The 14,425-nt window shown below is 31.2% G+C and carries 21 protein-coding genes; 2 read left to right on the plus strand and 19 right to left on the minus strand.

The window, feature by feature from the left end; genetic code table 11:
• The first annotated feature begins 169 nt into the window (after window positions 1-169).
• On the plus strand, window positions 170-409 hold the full coding sequence (locus ACFWUA_RS04075; protein WP_072743610.1) for an AbrB/MazE/SpoVT family DNA-binding domain-containing protein: 240 nt from the start codon (window positions 170-172) through the stop codon (window positions 407-409).
• Between the two features lie 35 nt (window positions 410-444).
• Here the strand turns inward: ACFWUA_RS04075 and rsmI are convergent, their stop codons facing one another.
• The 19 genes from rsmI to ACFWUA_RS04170 form a co-directional block, all read right to left on the minus strand.
• A complete protein-coding gene (gene rsmI / locus ACFWUA_RS04080; RefSeq protein WP_416199170.1) occupies window positions 445-1,272 on the minus strand; it encodes a 16S rRNA (cytidine(1402)-2'-O)-methyltransferase in 828 nt (275 codons plus the stop codon).
• Window positions 1,265-2,023, minus strand: coding sequence for a tRNA1(Val) (adenine(37)-N6)-methyltransferase (locus ACFWUA_RS04085; protein ID WP_416198890.1), 759 nt, complete (start codon window positions 2,021-2,023; stop codon window positions 1,265-1,267). The genes rsmI and ACFWUA_RS04085 overlap by 8 nt, the downstream gene beginning before the upstream one ends.
• Window positions 2,024-2,089: 66 nt before the next feature.
• Window positions 2,090-2,260 (minus strand): 4Fe-4S binding protein, encoded by a 171-nt coding sequence (locus ACFWUA_RS04090; protein WP_072743614.1) that lies wholly within the window; start codon window positions 2,258-2,260, stop codon window positions 2,090-2,092.
• A 111-nt stretch (window positions 2,261-2,371) separates the two neighbouring features.
• Window positions 2,372-3,286 (minus strand): PSP1 domain-containing protein, encoded by a 915-nt coding sequence (locus ACFWUA_RS04095; RefSeq protein WP_416198891.1) that lies wholly within the window; start codon window positions 3,284-3,286, stop codon window positions 2,372-2,374.
• A gap of 2 nt (window positions 3,287-3,288) precedes the next feature.
• Entirely contained in the window at window positions 3,289-4,257 is a 969-nt protein-coding gene (holB, locus tag ACFWUA_RS04100) for a DNA polymerase III subunit delta' (RefSeq protein WP_416198892.1), read from the minus strand.
• Window positions 4,258-4,259: 2 nt separating this feature from the next.
• Entirely contained in the window at window positions 4,260-4,544 is a 285-nt protein-coding gene (locus ACFWUA_RS04105; protein ID WP_416198893.1) for a cyclic-di-AMP receptor, read from the minus strand.
• 15 nt (window positions 4,545-4,559) lie between these two features.
• Entirely contained in the window at window positions 4,560-4,886 is a 327-nt protein-coding gene (locus ACFWUA_RS04110; protein WP_416198894.1) for a cyclic-di-AMP receptor, read from the minus strand.
• Window positions 4,883-5,521 (minus strand): dTMP kinase, encoded by a 639-nt coding sequence (gene tmk, locus ACFWUA_RS04115; protein WP_416198895.1) that lies wholly within the window; start codon window positions 5,519-5,521, stop codon window positions 4,883-4,885. Before tmk ends, ACFWUA_RS04110 begins: the two co-directional genes overlap by 4 nt.
• Window positions 5,522-5,538: 17 nt before the next feature.
• Window positions 5,539-6,951: an aminotransferase class I/II-fold pyridoxal phosphate-dependent enzyme gene (locus ACFWUA_RS04120; protein WP_416198896.1), complete on the minus strand. Its 1,413-nt coding sequence runs from the start codon at window positions 6,949-6,951 to the stop codon at window positions 5,539-5,541.
• Window positions 6,952-7,007: 56 nt separating this feature from the next.
• Window positions 7,008-7,181, minus strand: a complete 174-nt coding sequence (locus ACFWUA_RS04125) for a sigma factor G inhibitor Gin (RefSeq protein ID WP_416198897.1) — start codon at window positions 7,179-7,181, stop codon at window positions 7,008-7,010.
• 91 nt (window positions 7,182-7,272) lie between these two features.
• Window positions 7,273-7,746 carry a hypothetical protein gene (locus ACFWUA_RS04130; RefSeq protein ID WP_416198898.1) on the minus strand — a complete coding sequence of 158 codons (474 nt, stop codon included), beginning with the start codon at window positions 7,744-7,746 and terminating at the stop codon, window positions 7,273-7,275.
• Between the two features lie 141 nt (window positions 7,747-7,887).
• Window positions 7,888-8,049, minus strand: a complete 162-nt coding sequence (locus tag ACFWUA_RS04135) for a hypothetical protein (protein ID WP_158281596.1) — start codon at window positions 8,047-8,049, stop codon at window positions 7,888-7,890.
• 81 nt (window positions 8,050-8,130) lie between these two features.
• Complete coding sequence (locus tag ACFWUA_RS04140; protein ID WP_416198899.1) at window positions 8,131-8,766, minus strand: 50S ribosomal protein L25; 636 nt, start codon at window positions 8,764-8,766, stop codon at window positions 8,131-8,133.
• Window positions 8,767-8,852: 86 nt separating this feature from the next.
• Window positions 8,853-9,113, minus strand: coding sequence for a pro-sigmaK processing inhibitor BofA family protein (locus ACFWUA_RS04145; protein ID WP_416198900.1), 261 nt, complete (start codon window positions 9,111-9,113; stop codon window positions 8,853-8,855).
• Between the two features lie 59 nt (window positions 9,114-9,172).
• Window positions 9,173-9,472 carry a DUF2508 family protein gene (locus ACFWUA_RS04150; RefSeq protein WP_416198901.1) on the minus strand — a complete coding sequence of 100 codons (300 nt, stop codon included), beginning with the start codon at window positions 9,470-9,472 and terminating at the stop codon, window positions 9,173-9,175.
• Window positions 9,473-9,568: 96 nt separating this feature from the next.
• Window positions 9,569-11,683: a DUF3160 domain-containing protein gene (locus tag ACFWUA_RS04155; RefSeq protein ID WP_416198902.1), complete on the minus strand. Its 2,115-nt coding sequence runs from the start codon at window positions 11,681-11,683 to the stop codon at window positions 9,569-9,571.
• 5 nt (window positions 11,684-11,688) lie between these two features.
• Window positions 11,689-12,477 (minus strand): hypothetical protein, encoded by a 789-nt coding sequence (locus ACFWUA_RS04160; RefSeq protein WP_416198903.1) that lies wholly within the window; start codon window positions 12,475-12,477, stop codon window positions 11,689-11,691.
• Between the two features lie 187 nt (window positions 12,478-12,664).
• The gene (locus ACFWUA_RS04165; RefSeq protein ID WP_416198904.1) at window positions 12,665-13,252 is read right to left on the minus strand and encodes an FtsW/RodA/SpoVE family cell cycle protein; all 588 of its coding nucleotides are present in this window, start codon (window positions 13,250-13,252) and stop codon (window positions 12,665-12,667) included.
• Between the two features lie 117 nt (window positions 13,253-13,369).
• Window positions 13,370-13,546 (minus strand): permease prefix domain 1-containing protein, encoded by a 177-nt coding sequence (locus ACFWUA_RS04170; RefSeq protein WP_416198905.1) that lies wholly within the window; start codon window positions 13,544-13,546, stop codon window positions 13,370-13,372.
• 111 nt (window positions 13,547-13,657) lie between these two features.
• On the opposite strand from ACFWUA_RS04170, the gene ACFWUA_RS04175 reads away from it, so the two are divergent.
• Entirely contained in the window at window positions 13,658-14,329 is a 672-nt protein-coding gene (locus tag ACFWUA_RS04175) for an RluA family pseudouridine synthase (RefSeq protein WP_416198906.1), read from the plus strand.
• Window positions 14,330-14,425: the final 96 nt, after the last annotated feature.

Consider the following 14,425-nt stretch of genomic DNA (forward strand, 5'->3'; position numbering starts at 1 on the left):
TATATATAAGTATAATACAATATTTGTTTGAGGAAAACTTGTTTGAAAATTTATATTGTTTTTTTGTGAAATATTTTAAAAAAACAGGTTGACTTAAAATGGTATATATGGTACAATTTAAATTGTAGAAAAAAGTCGATACATACTAAATAATAGGAGGTATTCTTAAATGAAATCAACTGGTATTGTAAGAAAAGTAGACGAGCTAGGTAGAGTAGTTATACCTATAGAGCTTAGAAGAACTTTGGAAATTGCTGAAAAAGATGCTTTGGAAATTTACGTTGACGGAGAACAAATCATACTTAAAAAGTATGCTCCTGCTTGTATTTTCTGTGGACAAGCTAAAGACGTTCAAGTATTCAAAGGCAAAAACATTTGTCCTGCTTGTCTTGAAGAACTTAAAAAATAAGATTTTCTCCCATCCATATTGGATGGGATTTGTCTTCATAAATCTATACTCTCTTTATATACTTGATTTTTAGGTATATCTCTATCTTTGGATACTTTTTTTATTGCTTCTTTTTTGGAAAATCCATTTTCCATATACAATTTTATGTGTTCTTTTATAGGAATATCTAATAGTGGAGTTTCCTTTTCTACTTTTCCACCTTCTACTACAATGACAAATTCTCCTTTTCTATTTTCTCTGTATTTTTCTATTCCTTCTTCTACAGTACCTCTAAAAATTTCTTCATGAATTTTAGTCAATTCTCTTGAAATAGAAATACGTCTATTCCCCAGTACTTCATACATATCTTTTAGAAGATCCATAAGCCTATGAGGAGCTTCGTAAAGTATAATAGTTCTTTCTTCATTTTTTAATCTTTCTAACTCTTTTTTTCTATCTTTTTTGTTGGAAGGCAAAAATCCTTCAAAAACAAATTTACTTGTAGGAAGTCCCGAGGATACAAGTGCTGTAATAGATGCTGTAGGTCCCGGAAGAACTACTACTTTTATTTTTTTTGAAATAGCTTCTCTTATCAACTCTTCCCCAGGATCTGATATGCCAGGCATTCCAGCATCTGATACCAGCGCAATATTTTCTCCAGCTTCAAGTTTTTCTAACAAGAATTTTCCCTTTTCCCATTTGTTGTGTTCGTGATAGCTTGTGAGTGGTTTTTTTATCTCATAATGATTTAACAGTTTTATAGTATGCCTTGTATCTTCTGCAGCTATTAAATCTACTTCATTTAATACATTTAAAGTTCTAATAGTTATATCTTCTAAATTTCCTATGGGAGTAGGGCAAATGTAAAGATTTCCACTAGTCATTTCTATTTTCCACATCCATTCCATAAATTTTATATATTTCATCTGTATAAGTACCATCATCATTGTACACATACAAGGGTTTTTCAAATTTTAACTCTGATTTTCCACCCTTCATGCTCATAATAAGTAAAATATTAGGCTTTTCATCATATTTAGGGTGAACAAATTGAATAGACTTAGGTTCTAAATTGTATTTTCTCAAAAACCATATTATATCTACAAGTCTATGGGGTCTATGAACCATAAAAAACTTTCCCCCTTGACACAATAGATAACTTGCAATACTTATTATATCTTCAAGATTGCAAGCTATTTCATGTCTTGATATAGCAAAGTTGTCCTCCTCATTTACAATACCCCCTCCCACCTTCATATAAGGTGGATTAGATGTGACAAATTGAAATTCACCACTTTTAAATATTTGGGTTAGGTTTTTTAAATCCATATTTAATATTTCTATTTTTTCTTCTAAATTGTTCATCTTCACACTTCTTCTAGCCATATCTGCCACTTCTTCTTGTATCTCAACGCCATAAACTTTTCTAGGACTATATCTGGAACATAAAAATAGCGGAATTATACCTGTTCCCGTTCCCAAATCTAAACCCATAGAATCTATTTTAATTTTTGAAAAATTGGAAAGAAGTATAGCATCTGTTCCATAAGAAAATTTCCCTCTATTTTGAATAATTTTGTAATTACTCCCTGGAATAATATCTATTTTTTCTCCATCTCTCAATATTGTTTCCATAATATACTCCTTTAGTATTTTAATGATATCAAAAAAGACCCTTAAGGGTCTTTTTCTATGGACAAATTAATCTTGCTTTGGAGCATCTACTGGGCATACATTGGCACATGCACCACATTCAATGCATTTTTCTGGATCTATAACGTATCTATCATCTCCTGCGCTAATAGCTTCTACTGGACATTCAGCTGCACAAGCACCACAACTAATACAAGCATCTGTAATTTTATAAGCCATCTAGTTCACCCCCTTAGTCAACTTGTCTTATAACTGCTAATATTTTATCATTATTTTACTAATAATAAAAGTGTATTAAATATATTTAATTGTTGTTTTAATTAACTTCCTTTATTTTCCCTGTAAATCCCTATGTTTATTACAACATTCTTGAATTTCTTCTTCAATTTCACAAGAACAATCTTCTTCAAGAACTTCATATTCTGGATCTATTTCTTTAGTTATCTCTATATCATTTATATTGAATACAACTAAATCCTCTGTATCATCACTCAAAGTAACCTTTACTTTGACACTTTCTATAATAGTATAGGTTTCTATTACTGTACCTTTCCCAAGAGGAGTAATAACTATAGTTCCTATATTTGGCATTTTTTCAAGTATCTCCTCATATACATGATGTTCATACTTTAAGCAACACATAAGTCTTCCGCAAAGACCTGATATCTTTGTAGGATTTAATGATAAATCTTGTTCTTTAGCCATCTTTATTGAAACAGGCTCAAATTCTCCTAAAAAAGCAGTACAACATACTGGTTTACCACAAGGACCTAATCCTCCTATCATCTTTGCCTCATCTCTAACTCCTATTTGTCTTAACTCTATTCTAGTCCTAAATATAGCAGCTAAATCTTTTACAAGTTCCCGAAAATCCACTCTGCCATCTGCTGTAAAATAGAATATAACTTTATTGTTGTCAAAAGTATATTCTACATCCACTAATTTCATCTGAAGACCATGTTCTTCTATCTTTTCTAAACATATGATGAAAGCTTCTTTAGCTTTTTCTTTATTTTCTTCATGTATTTGACAATCTTCTTGCGTTGCTATTCTTAAAACCTTTTTTAATGGAGACACTATTTCCTCTTCAGTAACTTCCTTTGGACCCACTACTACGTGACCAAATTCTATCCCTCTAGCCGTTTCTACTATGACGCAATCGCCTTTATTTATTTCTAGTTCATCTGGATCAAAATAATATATCTTGCCTGCTTTTTTAAATCTAACTCCTACTACTTTTATCATCTTTAAACCTCCTGCATTTTCAAAAGCATTGTCTCTATTGAGAGTTGATAATTTAATTTTAAATCTATATTTCTTTTGGTCACTATAATATATTCCATTATATCATTTATTTTATCTTTTGATAAAAATTTTTGGTCCGATAAAATTTCCATTTTATCTCTATTTATAATTAAATCAGTGCTGTTTGTCTCTTTATATATAAATAAATCTCTGAACCAATAGAGAATTATATCTAGTATCTCATCAATCGAATCTTTATTTTCCTCGAAAAAACTTATATTACTAAAAACCTTGAGCCCATCGCCCTTCACTATTTCATCTACAATTTCTATAGTCTTCTCTCTTAAATTAAAAAATTCTTCATTCCTACAAAGCTCTATAGCCCTTCCTATGCTTCCTCTGGAAAAAGAAGAAATAAATTCCGCTTCTTCTACTTCCTTTCCATATTTCTCAATCAATACTTTTACTATTTTTTCCTTTTCAACTGGAATAAAATTTATTACTTCACATCTAGAAAGAATAGTAGGTAAAATATTTTCACTACTAGTACTTATGAGAATTATATTTACATAAGAGGGTGGTTCTTCCAGCGTCTTCAAAAAAGCATTTTGTGCTTCTTTCCTCAATTTGAAACTATCGTCTATAATATAAATTTTTCTATTGCCCTCTAGTGGCTTCAACATCATGGACTTTATGGCTTCTTCTATCTGACTCTTTTTTATAGTATTTTTTTCAGCTTCAATGAGATAAAAATCGGGATGATTGGAAGAATCAAATTTAATACAAGAACTACATTCATTGCAGGGCTCTAATCCTCCTCTTTTACATAAAAGAGTTTTAGCAAATTCATAAGCTACTTTCTTTTTGCCTATAGCTTCAGGCCCTTGAAATAAATAGCTATGACTTATCTTGTCATTTTCTATAGCTCTTTTTAAATTTTGTATTATTTTCTCATGCCCTACTATATCCATATTTAAATCCTCTTAAAATCATCTATATCCATAACAAATATCGTTGCTCCACCAATATTTATTTCTTCATTTCCTTTTTTTATAGCTCTTGAGCTACATATTTCTTCTATGACACTTAAGACATCATCTATTTGATTTTCTTCAACCCCTATCAAGAGCGTTGTATTGCCTGATTTTAAAAATCCCCCTGTACTAGCAAGTTTTGTCACTCTAAATTTATTGCTCATAAGAGATTTTACTAGCTTTGGTGTATCTGCATCCTGAACAATAGCTATAAGTAACTTCATTTTCCAACCCCCTCACTATAATCTTATATATTTTTCTACATCCAAAATGAATATTGTAGCTCCACCAACTTTTACATCCAGTGGATATGGAATATAGGTATCTCCTGGCATAGTTACAGACAAAAGAGATGTAGTTATTTCTCTGGTCTTGCAAGTATGTTCTATAATATCCAATACTTTCTCCACACTTTCATTTTCAACCCCCATCAAAAGAGTTGTATTGCCTGATTTTAAAAATCCTCCTGTACTAGCTAATTTTGTCACTCTAAATTCATTTTCTGTCAACTCCTCTACAAGACTTGGAGCATCTTGATCTTGAACAATAGCAATTATAAGTTTCATTTTACTAGGCCTCCTTTTTTAAGTATTTTATCTAATTCATTCTTTACTTCCTCAAAAGTCTCCTCTATAGATTTAGAAGCATCTATTACTTTTATATTTTCTGGATACATAGAAATAAGTTTGAGATATCCATTATATACTTCCCTGTGAAAATTTACTCCTTCCATTTCCAATCTATCCCCACTATTTTCTCCTGTTTTCCTACTCAAAGCCTTAACTGGATCTATATCGAAAAACAATGTTAAATCTGGATTTACTCCTTCTATAGCAAAGTCATTTATAGCTTTCACATCAAGAACTCCAAGTCCTCTACCTATCCCTTGATATACCAAACTTGAAAGTACAAATCTCTCAGAAAGAACTACTTTTCCCTCTTCCAGTGCAGGCCTTATTTTTTCATATACATGTTGACTTCTGGAGGCTGCATATAAAAGTGCTTCTGTTCGTGGAGACATATTTATATTTTTTTTATCTAATATTATATTTCTAATATCTTCTCCTATACTTGTTCCTCCTGGTTCTCTTGTCACAATAAAATCTATGTTTAAATCTTTAAGATATTCCACAATAAACTCTGTTATAGTACTTTTCCCTGAACCATCTGGCCCTTCCAATGTTATAAATATTCCACTCATTATCGTTCAATCCCTTCTCATTTAACAAGCTTAATCTTTCCTCTATTATAATCTAGTGGCCCAATTATTTCCACACCATTTTCGCTTAAATTAAGTATCTCTTGATATATTTCATAGGTTATGACTTCTCCTGGAACCACTATAGGAATCCCTGGAGGATAAGGTATGATATAATCAGCTGAAATTTTTCCTATGGCCTCTTTAAATTCGGAAACTTCCTTTTCTCTATAAAAAGCTTCTCCTATGGGAATTTCAATAGTTGGCTCAATCATGCCAAAATCAATTTGTCGTATATCCTCATATGGTTCTGATTTAATCATATCCTCTATGGCCTCTTTGAATAAATCCAAATCTTTCTTAGTATTCATAAGTGTAGTCAAAAGCAATCCATAGTAGTAATCAGACATTTCAAGCTGTATATGATATTTATTCCTCAATATCTTTTCTAATGTAGTTCCTCTCATCCCCTTTATATTTACAAGTACTTTAGTCATGTCAAAATCTTCTATAGTAAAATCTTCTTTATCTCCTGTAAATATAGATACCCTGTCTATTCCTTTTAAATCCATAATAACTTTTTCTAAACTTTCTATATGCTTCCTTAGTTTAGAAGTCCCTTCCCCTTCCATATAGGCTCTAGCTATATCTAATGAAGCCATAAACATATAGGAAGGGCTGGTTGTTTGATATAGATTTAACATATCTTTAAGCTTTTCTATATCCACTCTATCAGAAACCACATGAATCATAGAAGTTTGAGTGAAACTAGGCAAAGTCTTGTGAGTACTTTGAACTACAATATCAGCTCCTGCTTCTATAGAGGACTTTGGAAGCTTTTCTGAAAACATCAAATGACTACCATGAGCTTCATCTACCAACAATATCCTATTGTATTTATGCACTATTTCAGCTATGCTCTCTATCGGACTACATACTCCATAGTAGGATGGATAAGTAATGACCACTGCCTTTATATCCTTATCTCTCTTCAATATAGTTTCTACATCATGAGGATTTATTCCTGTAACAATTTTATTTTTTTTATTATAATTAGGATAAATATATCTAGGTACAAGTCTATTTAAAATGATACCATTGTAAATAGCTTTATGAGAATTTCTTTGAATGAGAACTTTATCTCCTGGACTAGTTATAGCCCCAAGAGCTATGTATATACTTCCAGTAGTCCCATTTACGGAGTAGAATGTTTGTTTTGATTTAAAAGTATTAGAGGCTAATTTTTGACTCTCTAAAATAATTCCATTAGGATCTTGCAAATTGTCAAGACCTTCTACTTCCGTCAAATCTATCCAAGGAATATATTGACTCCAATTTATGAGGGTATTTCTCCCTTTGTGACCTGGAGTATGAAAAGATATATTGTTTTCTTCTACATACTTCTTTAGTCCATCAAATATAGGTGTATCCATTTTCTACTCCTTTCAAATAACTAGATATGATTATTATACCAAAAAATTAAAAAGTGTCAGTAGTCTATCTGGCACTCTTTAAGTATATTTCTAATAGTATGCATATAGTATTCATATTCCTTATCTTCTACTCTCGTTTTTGTAATAGAGTTTAAACAATCTTTGCAAATATGTGCATTTAAAAACTTAATCCCCTCTTTTTTGTTTTCCCTACAAACCGTACAGTACAAAAAACCATCCCCTTAATCCTATTTCCCATAATTATTGCCACTATAATATATATTATTCATATTTATGAAAATAGTGCCTGTCAATGGAAAGCTAATTTGTACTTATTTTTCTATTTACTTCACTTACAAAGCTTTGGCTAGGCCTAAAAAGGAAAAGATATTCCTTTCCTTTTCTATGATATCTTCCTACATGACAATTTTCAAAAGATTTGTCAAATACAAATTTATAATTGAAATTATATTTTTCATTCCCACTATAAGGCTTTATAGAGGAAAGTTCATCTAATTTTATACTGAGCATTTTAAAATTTCTTTTCCCAATAAGCCTATGAAATATCAATTCATCATCTTCCAACGTGTAGCTATATTTTGAAAAATATTTTATAAGAATTCCGCTGCATGCAAGCGTTACCATAAATATTACAATTATATTTGTTACATAAGGATATTTAGCTGTGTATTTATTCGCCAAAAATATTACAAAATCTATAAGAATTGCAATTGCTATAATAGATAAAAAAATTTTAAAAAAAGATTTTTCTTTTCTTTCAACAATTTCATTCATTTTTCTTGCCCCCTTTAACTCTATTTTAAGCAAAATATATAAAAATATCAAACTATTTCGAAATAAAAAAAGCTTCCAACAGAAACATTAAAAATCTTGGTCATAAAAATACCCTTGAAAATTCAAGGGTATTTTTAGTCATCATTTAACTTTATAATACATATTGTTTGCTCGTATTCCTGTGGAACCTCTACTCTTTTTCTTTTCCTTTGAATATTTACAATCATCCATCACATCACCAAGAGCATAAAATACAAAAGTAATAAAGCACATTAGCAGAAATGCAGAAATAACATATTTCATTTTTATCCCACCACCAACAATTATTCCTACTTTTCTACATTATATCAAATGCTAATGTTTATTTCCACATAAAAATACAATTTATTCTTCTGTATCTTCTTTTTCTCCTATCACTTCAACTTCTGGGGTTTCTTCTGTGTCTTCTTCACTCTCTTGTTGCCTTGTTGGCTCAGTAAGTATTGCTATTGCATCTTTTGGGTCTCTGAAAATAGTTATATCTTTGTTCTTGTAGATTTCTAAATCTTCAACAAAGAATGGTGTATTTAAATCTATATTTGAAACATCTGCTACTACTGCTTGAGGAATATCTTTTGGCAAACATTCTATTTCAATTTCATCAAGCTGTTGAACCAATATAGTTGATGGAGTATCTACCTTTTCCCTTCCTACAATAGTGATTGGTAATGTCATCTTTACCTTCTCGTCCATACGAAGTTTTTGAAAATCTATATGGATTAAATTTCCTTTCACTGGGTCATTTTGCATTTCCTTGATTATAGCTGGAACTTTTTCTCCCTCAATCTCTAAATCTATTAAAGCTGATGAACCATGAGCTTTAATCATCTTGTGAAAATCTCTTTCATCAACTTTGATATTCTTTGTTTCTTCACTTCTCCCATATATTACTGCAGGTATAAAATTGTTATCTCTTAAATGTTTTACATGATTTTTACCTATTTCCTGTCTTATTTCTGCTTTTAATTTAGCATCTGCCATATCCCATTACTCCTTTCATAAATTTCATTGTATTAATATAGTTATACCAAAAAACTAAAATATTTGCAAATTTGAAATGAATACTTTCACAAAATTTTCTGTAAAATTAAGATCAATGCTACCCCCGGCAGCCCCAATATCCCCGTTATAATTGCATTTATAGGATTTATAGCTATAGAAAAACCTACAAAATTCCCTATAATATTTATTAAAAATAGTGCAACTCCGCCCAATATTCCATTTATGATGAGCTTTCCAATCCATTTTAATGGAACAACTAAAAGCATCCCAATTATATATAAAATCAATAGTCCAAAGGCATAAGCAAGTATTACTTCAAAATTCATATTATCACCCCTATTAAAATTTAATCTATTATATAATAAGGGACTAGTTCCGTAAATATTCATTTTAATGATAGACCTTTTTCTCTAGCTTTTTTCAAAAAATAAGTATATTTTATCTTAGAAGCCTCTATTTCATATATAGCTAAATCCACCAAATCTGGTTCAGACACAAATTGAAAATATATTTCTTTACTTTTCCACTCATTGAAAGCATTTCTCAAACTATCTAATAATTCCTCCTCTTCACAACTCAAATTAGAGCTTTTTTGAACTTTTACTTTGCCCATGAGCTTTTGTGAAAAAGCTTCTGATAACTCTATTATTTTCCTTGCCCTTTCTCTGTAATCAATTTTATTCATTACAATACCCCCAATTTTTTATTTATCTATATCTTTGACAAAAAATTAGAGGTATATACAGTTGCAGGTAGCTAGCCCCTCTATTTATATTTTACATTAGTATTCATTTGGAAAAGGTATTTCTCCCTTGCCAGCCCTTATGAATGAATTTGTCCATCCAGGCATATCTGGCTTGTTGTTCTCTTTTATTAGCTTTTGCCATTTTTCATCAGTAAGTCTCTCATTTGATATAAACTCATGGTAGCTAAATACTGCTCCTCTTGTCAAATATAGTTTATCTTTTATTGGCACTACAACATATATCTCATATGCAGGACCAACTCCTGCTTCCATGTATCCACCTCCACTATACTTGTTTGGAGCAACAGTATGAAAATCCGCTATAACTGCCATATTCTTATCTGTCTCTGATGTTATTTCAAACCAACGCATTCCTTCTCCAGCAAATGAGCTAGTTAAATATTCTAACGTCCCTCCATATACAACTATCTCATAATATTCTTCTTCCGTTAGTTCTTCGTTTTTGAGCTCTTTTACAGAACATCTAATCAAAAATTCGAGAAGTTCTTCGAAATTTTCCATCTTATTATCTATATTTTCTACCAGCAAATCTCTCTGTTTCAAATTTTCCCTCGAATATTTAGTAAGCCACAATAGTTTTTCATATACCTCTATATTGGGTTCTACATATCCCAAAGATTCCCCATATCCATCACCACATTCTGCTGCACTTTGCTTTCCATACAATATTGTATCATGTTTAAGTTCTGACCAACTTCCAAGGGCTGTATTCAAGTTTTTATCAACCCAAGCTTCATTGGTCATAAAAGAAGGATACCCCTCTCCATAAGGTTTAAGCAATCCTTTCAAAGTCCACAACCATCCTTGATACATATTAGATTTCCATTCACTTTCTTCTAGTTTTCCAAATTTATTTTTCATTTTTTCAAACATCTTTGGATATTCATCCCAGCTTTGATTTTCTGCCTTTTGCATTTGAATTTCTTTTGCTCTGTCAGAACCTAGTACCCCCATCACATCAAGTCCAGATGGTATAGGTCGTACAATTGGCTCTACTAGTTCTTGAAGGATTTCAGCATCCAAAACATATCTTTGCCCCATAAATCTAAACTGTTTCCCAGCTGGAGTAGTCACAGAAGTATATTTAGGGCTTATCTTTGGCTCTGGAAGTTTGTCTGCTCCCTTGTAGAATTCATCTAATTTTTTCTTGTCATTTAATTTATCTAAATTTGGATTTTCCCCATATACCTTAAATAGCAAATCTCCGTATTCATAGATACCTAAATCATCTGAACTTCCAACAAAGAAATTTGTTGGCTCATATATTTGCTCCCACATTTTATAACTCTCTTCATTTGAATACAAACTATATGTCATCAGCAAAGCTTGAAGAGTTCCATCAATATTTCTTTCTTTGCCCTTGGAATATAGAGGAAATGGGGCCTGACCATACCACATCATAGCCTTGAAATATCTTTCAAAATCCTCACTTCTAGTATAATGCCCTCTCGGTACATATTGACTATAGTCTAGTTCATAGGGGAATAAACTAGAGTTTTGATATCCTGCATGTTCTTTTATTTTTTCAAATTCAGCCATTGCTAAATCCTTTGCTTCTTTAGGTACTTTATCTGGTATTTCTTTCTCAAAGCAAAGTTCTGCAATAGAAAAATATGCGATGTTTTTCAATTGTACATCTTTCATTTCCTTATCTTTAATTCTCTTGTAAATAGAAATTGAATCTTCAAGCATATTGTCTGTCAGCTCTTCAAGTAATGCTATAAGCTTTTGATCTTCTACAGTTCTCAAAGTATAGTCATAAAATATGTGATAAACTTGCAATACTGAATCTGTAGTAATAAATGAAGGTATATCTTTATATTCATTGTCTTCATAGATGTAAAATAATTGTTCTTCTTTGGTAGGATTAACTACAAAATTGTTCTTCTCCAAAAGCTTTATTTGTTCTTTTGAAAATTCTCCAAACTTATTTACGTTTTCGACATTTGCCAATTGAGAATCTACTTTATATGGTTTTACTTTTGTCTCATATTTTATTGGTTCATATGGAACTGAAATATCTTTTCTAGTGGCCTTGTCTGCAATTCCCTCATTTTTATTTGTACATCCAGTCATTATGATAGCTAATATCAAAATCAAAGAAACAACAAAAAATAAAGTTTTTTTCAATTTATTCACCTCTCCACTTTTATATTATTTTCTTCTATTTTTACCTTTCCTAGATACCACCCCTCCTTATCTTTGATTTCTACATAAGCCAAACCATCTACAACCTCTAATCGTCTTATATCTCTAAAGCTGTGACTTTGGAAAAATCCTTGAAATCCAAAACCTCCCCATTTATAAGTATTTACCACTTTTTCTTTATTTTCAAGTACTTCAATAGCTAAAATTTCATCTATTCCGTCTCCATCTATGTCACAAAAATCATAATCTGTAAAAGGTTTAGACAATCTTGAACCTCTCCATTTTGGTCTGAGTGCATTGTCCTCATAAGAATATATAAATGGTCTTTTAGCCATTACCTGATGAAAGGGCGTTTTTTTATATACCCCTACAGATATTTCACACCTCCCATCTCCATCTATATCTCCTAATGCAATTTTCCACGGATTTAGTTTTGAAAAATCTTCCCTGTATATTTCAACTATCTTCCCTTCCAATGAAAAGATAACTACCTCCTTGCCATATTTGCTAAATCTTCCACCTATCAACAGTACTAGCTCTTCTATATCATCTCCATCTATGTCACCTATAGAATACGCTTTGATGCTTTCTTTTAGAGTGTATGTATCAATTTTTTCTCCACTTTCATCATAAAGAGTTATTTTATTTTTATGTATTTCTAAGTTTTTAAAATTTGTATCATATACAGTGGCTTGACTAGATATAAAATTGTAAATAACAACAATGACAACAATAAATATAATTGTAAAAAGAAATTTCACTTTTTGCCTTGCCACATATCTCACCCCACATTTTGCGACAGCGGGGACGGTTCTCGCTGTCGCAAAATCCCCGATACCGCATTGTCTACTGCTATTCTAATACATCTTTTCTTCTATATATACTTGATATGATACCTATCATAGCCATATTAGCAATATTTAATGTTGTGCCATAGCTTATGAATGGGTACTAAGCCTAAAATCATAAGTATATTGTATGAAAACTAACTATAAATATAGAAGCGAAACTTCCAACAATCAATCTACCATATGAGTTTTTAATACTCTTAAATGTTTTTATCAATCTTATGAAAAATATTATTATTAGTGATATTAGAATTGCTCCTACCATCCACCCTAATGTGTATACAATATATGAAAATATCAGGTTCGTGTGCATTTCTGGCAATGTAAGTATTAAATTCGTATTGGTATCAAATCCATTTCCAAACAACCCTGCAGATGCGAGAAGTTTTCTTAATTGAATATTCATATATCCAGCACCTCCAGCATCTTTTGCTGGATTTAAAAAGGCAAGTACTCTGTAGGTTCTATAATCTACACTAAAAACGCTATACAATCCAATTGATATTGTTAAAACAACTACTCCTAAAATATACTTAATATTTATTCCTGACATTGTGGCTATAACCAATGCCACAACAAAATACATAACTGCTGAAACTAAGGATGACCAAGAACTTCTTAAAAGAAAGACTGCCATAGGTAATACGAATACTCCTAAATTTACAATACCTTTTCTTTTTTTCCATTCATCATCAGAAAACATACCTGCGGAGCTATATATGATATATCGGCACCTGACCTAATTATTATTATATCGAGCAAAAGTAAAATTGTTGTTGCCAAGTATATATATTTAGAAAGTAACTTAAGTCTTCTGTAATTATAGAAATATAAAAAGGCTATGGCAATAGCTCCTCAATGCCAATATACTCCACTCTGGTTTTGACTTATGTACCTTATTTAGTTCCCTTCCTACTTCAAGAGGATCACCCATTTGTTTAATTGCCATATCTATGGCTTCTTCTCTAGTAAAACCTTCTTTTTCATGTTCCTCCACAGCATCAACAAAATATTTTTGCGACAGTGAGAACCGTCCCTGCTGTCGCAAAAATTTGATTTTTTTTGGATATACTATTATAATTGTTCTATAATTTTTTGGAGGTGCCAAATGGAAGTAAAATTTATTTTTGAAGACAAAGATATATTGGTAGTAGAAAAGCCACCTAAAGTTCCTTGCCAAAGTGATAAAACTTCGGATGAAAGCCTTATGACTATTTTAAATAGACCTTATCTTGGGCTTGTGCATAGATTGGATAGACCTGTTGGTGGAGTCATGGTATATGCAAAAAATAAAAAAGCCAATTCAAATCTTTCAACACAAGTTTCTCAAAGAAAATTAGAAAAGGAATATCTTGCAATAGTATGTGGTAAACCTGAAAACCCTGAAGGAGAATTAGTGGACTATTTAAAAAAACTTCGAACTATAAATATGAGCAAGGTAGTTGATAAGGATACTATTGGAGCAAAGGAAGCCATACTTCAATATATGGTATTGGAAACAAAAGATACTGAAGAGTATGGTCCCTTAAGTCTACTTAAAATTGTTTTAAAAACAGGACGACACCATCAAATAAGAGTTCAACTTTCAAACAGTGGATTTCCCATATGGGGCGACAACAAATACAATAAAACTTTTGTGAAAAAAAGAGGTTGGACACAAATTGCACTATGGTCTCATAAGATAAGCTTTGACCACCCTACTAAAAAAACAAATTCTACATATATTTCTCTACCTTATGATGAATATCCGTGGAATATTTTTGACTATGCAGAAATTTAGGGAACGATACAATAACATGGCAAGGGGACGTTTTGTTTGCCACCCTTGCCATCTCACATAAAAATGCTCACATTTATAAATATAAACGTGAGCATT

This window comes from Sporanaerobacter sp., assembly GCF_047830725.1.
Taxonomy (GTDB): domain Bacteria; phylum Bacillota; class Clostridia; order Tissierellales; family Sporanaerobacteraceae; genus Sporanaerobacter.

What these genes read in the sequence shown, in the direction of transcription:
- rsmI (WP_416199170.1), bottom strand. Translation starts at nt 1,272, where the DNA reads ATGACTAGTGGAAATCTTTACATTTGCCCTACTCCCATAGGAAATTTA.
- ACFWUA_RS04075 (WP_072743610.1), top strand. Translation starts at nt 170, where the DNA reads ATGAAATCAACTGGTATTGTAAGAAAAGTAGACGAGCTAGGTAGAGTA.
- ACFWUA_RS04175 (WP_416198906.1), top strand. Translation starts at nt 13,658, where the DNA reads ATGGAAGTAAAATTTATTTTTGAAGACAAAGATATATTGGTAGTAGAA.
- ACFWUA_RS04090 (WP_072743614.1), bottom strand. Translation starts at nt 2,260, where the DNA reads ATGGCTTATAAAATTACAGATGCTTGTATTAGTTGTGGTGCTTGTGCA.
- ACFWUA_RS04130 (WP_416198898.1), bottom strand. Translation starts at nt 7,746, where the DNA reads ATGAATGAAATTGTTGAAAGAAAAGAAAAATCTTTTTTTAAAATTTTT.
- tmk (WP_416198895.1), bottom strand. Translation starts at nt 5,521, where the DNA reads ATGAGTGGAATATTTATAACATTGGAAGGGCCAGATGGTTCAGGGAAA.
- ACFWUA_RS04110 (WP_416198894.1), bottom strand. Translation starts at nt 4,886, where the DNA reads ATGAAACTTATAATTGCTATTGTTCAAGATCAAGATGCTCCAAGTCTT.
- ACFWUA_RS04095 (WP_416198891.1), bottom strand. Translation starts at nt 3,286, where the DNA reads ATGATAAAAGTAGTAGGAGTTAGATTTAAAAAAGCAGGCAAGATATAT.
- ACFWUA_RS04085 (WP_416198890.1), bottom strand. Translation starts at nt 2,023, where the DNA reads ATGGAAACAATATTGAGAGATGGAGAAAAAATAGATATTATTCCAGGG.
- ACFWUA_RS04135 (WP_158281596.1), bottom strand. Translation starts at nt 8,049, where the DNA reads ATGAAATATGTTATTTCTGCATTTCTGCTAATGTGCTTTATTACTTTT.
- ACFWUA_RS04120 (WP_416198896.1), bottom strand. Translation starts at nt 6,951, where the DNA reads ATGGATACACCTATATTTGATGGACTAAAGAAGTATGTAGAAGAAAAC.
- ACFWUA_RS04150 (WP_416198901.1), bottom strand. Translation starts at nt 9,472, where the DNA reads ATGAATAAAATTGATTACAGAGAAAGGGCAAGGAAAATAATAGAGTTA.
- ACFWUA_RS04105 (WP_416198893.1), bottom strand. Translation starts at nt 4,544, where the DNA reads ATGAAGTTACTTATAGCTATTGTTCAGGATGCAGATACACCAAAGCTA.
- ACFWUA_RS04165 (WP_416198904.1), bottom strand. Translation starts at nt 13,252, where the DNA reads ATGTTTTCTGATGATGAATGGAAAAAAAGAAAAGGTATTGTAAATTTA.
- holB (WP_416198892.1), bottom strand. Translation starts at nt 4,257, where the DNA reads ATGGATATAGTAGGGCATGAGAAAATAATACAAAATTTAAAAAGAGCT.
- ACFWUA_RS04140 (WP_416198899.1), bottom strand. Translation starts at nt 8,766, where the DNA reads ATGGCAGATGCTAAATTAAAAGCAGAAATAAGACAGGAAATAGGTAAA.
- ACFWUA_RS04145 (WP_416198900.1), bottom strand. Translation starts at nt 9,113, where the DNA reads ATGAATTTTGAAGTAATACTTGCTTATGCCTTTGGACTATTGATTTTA.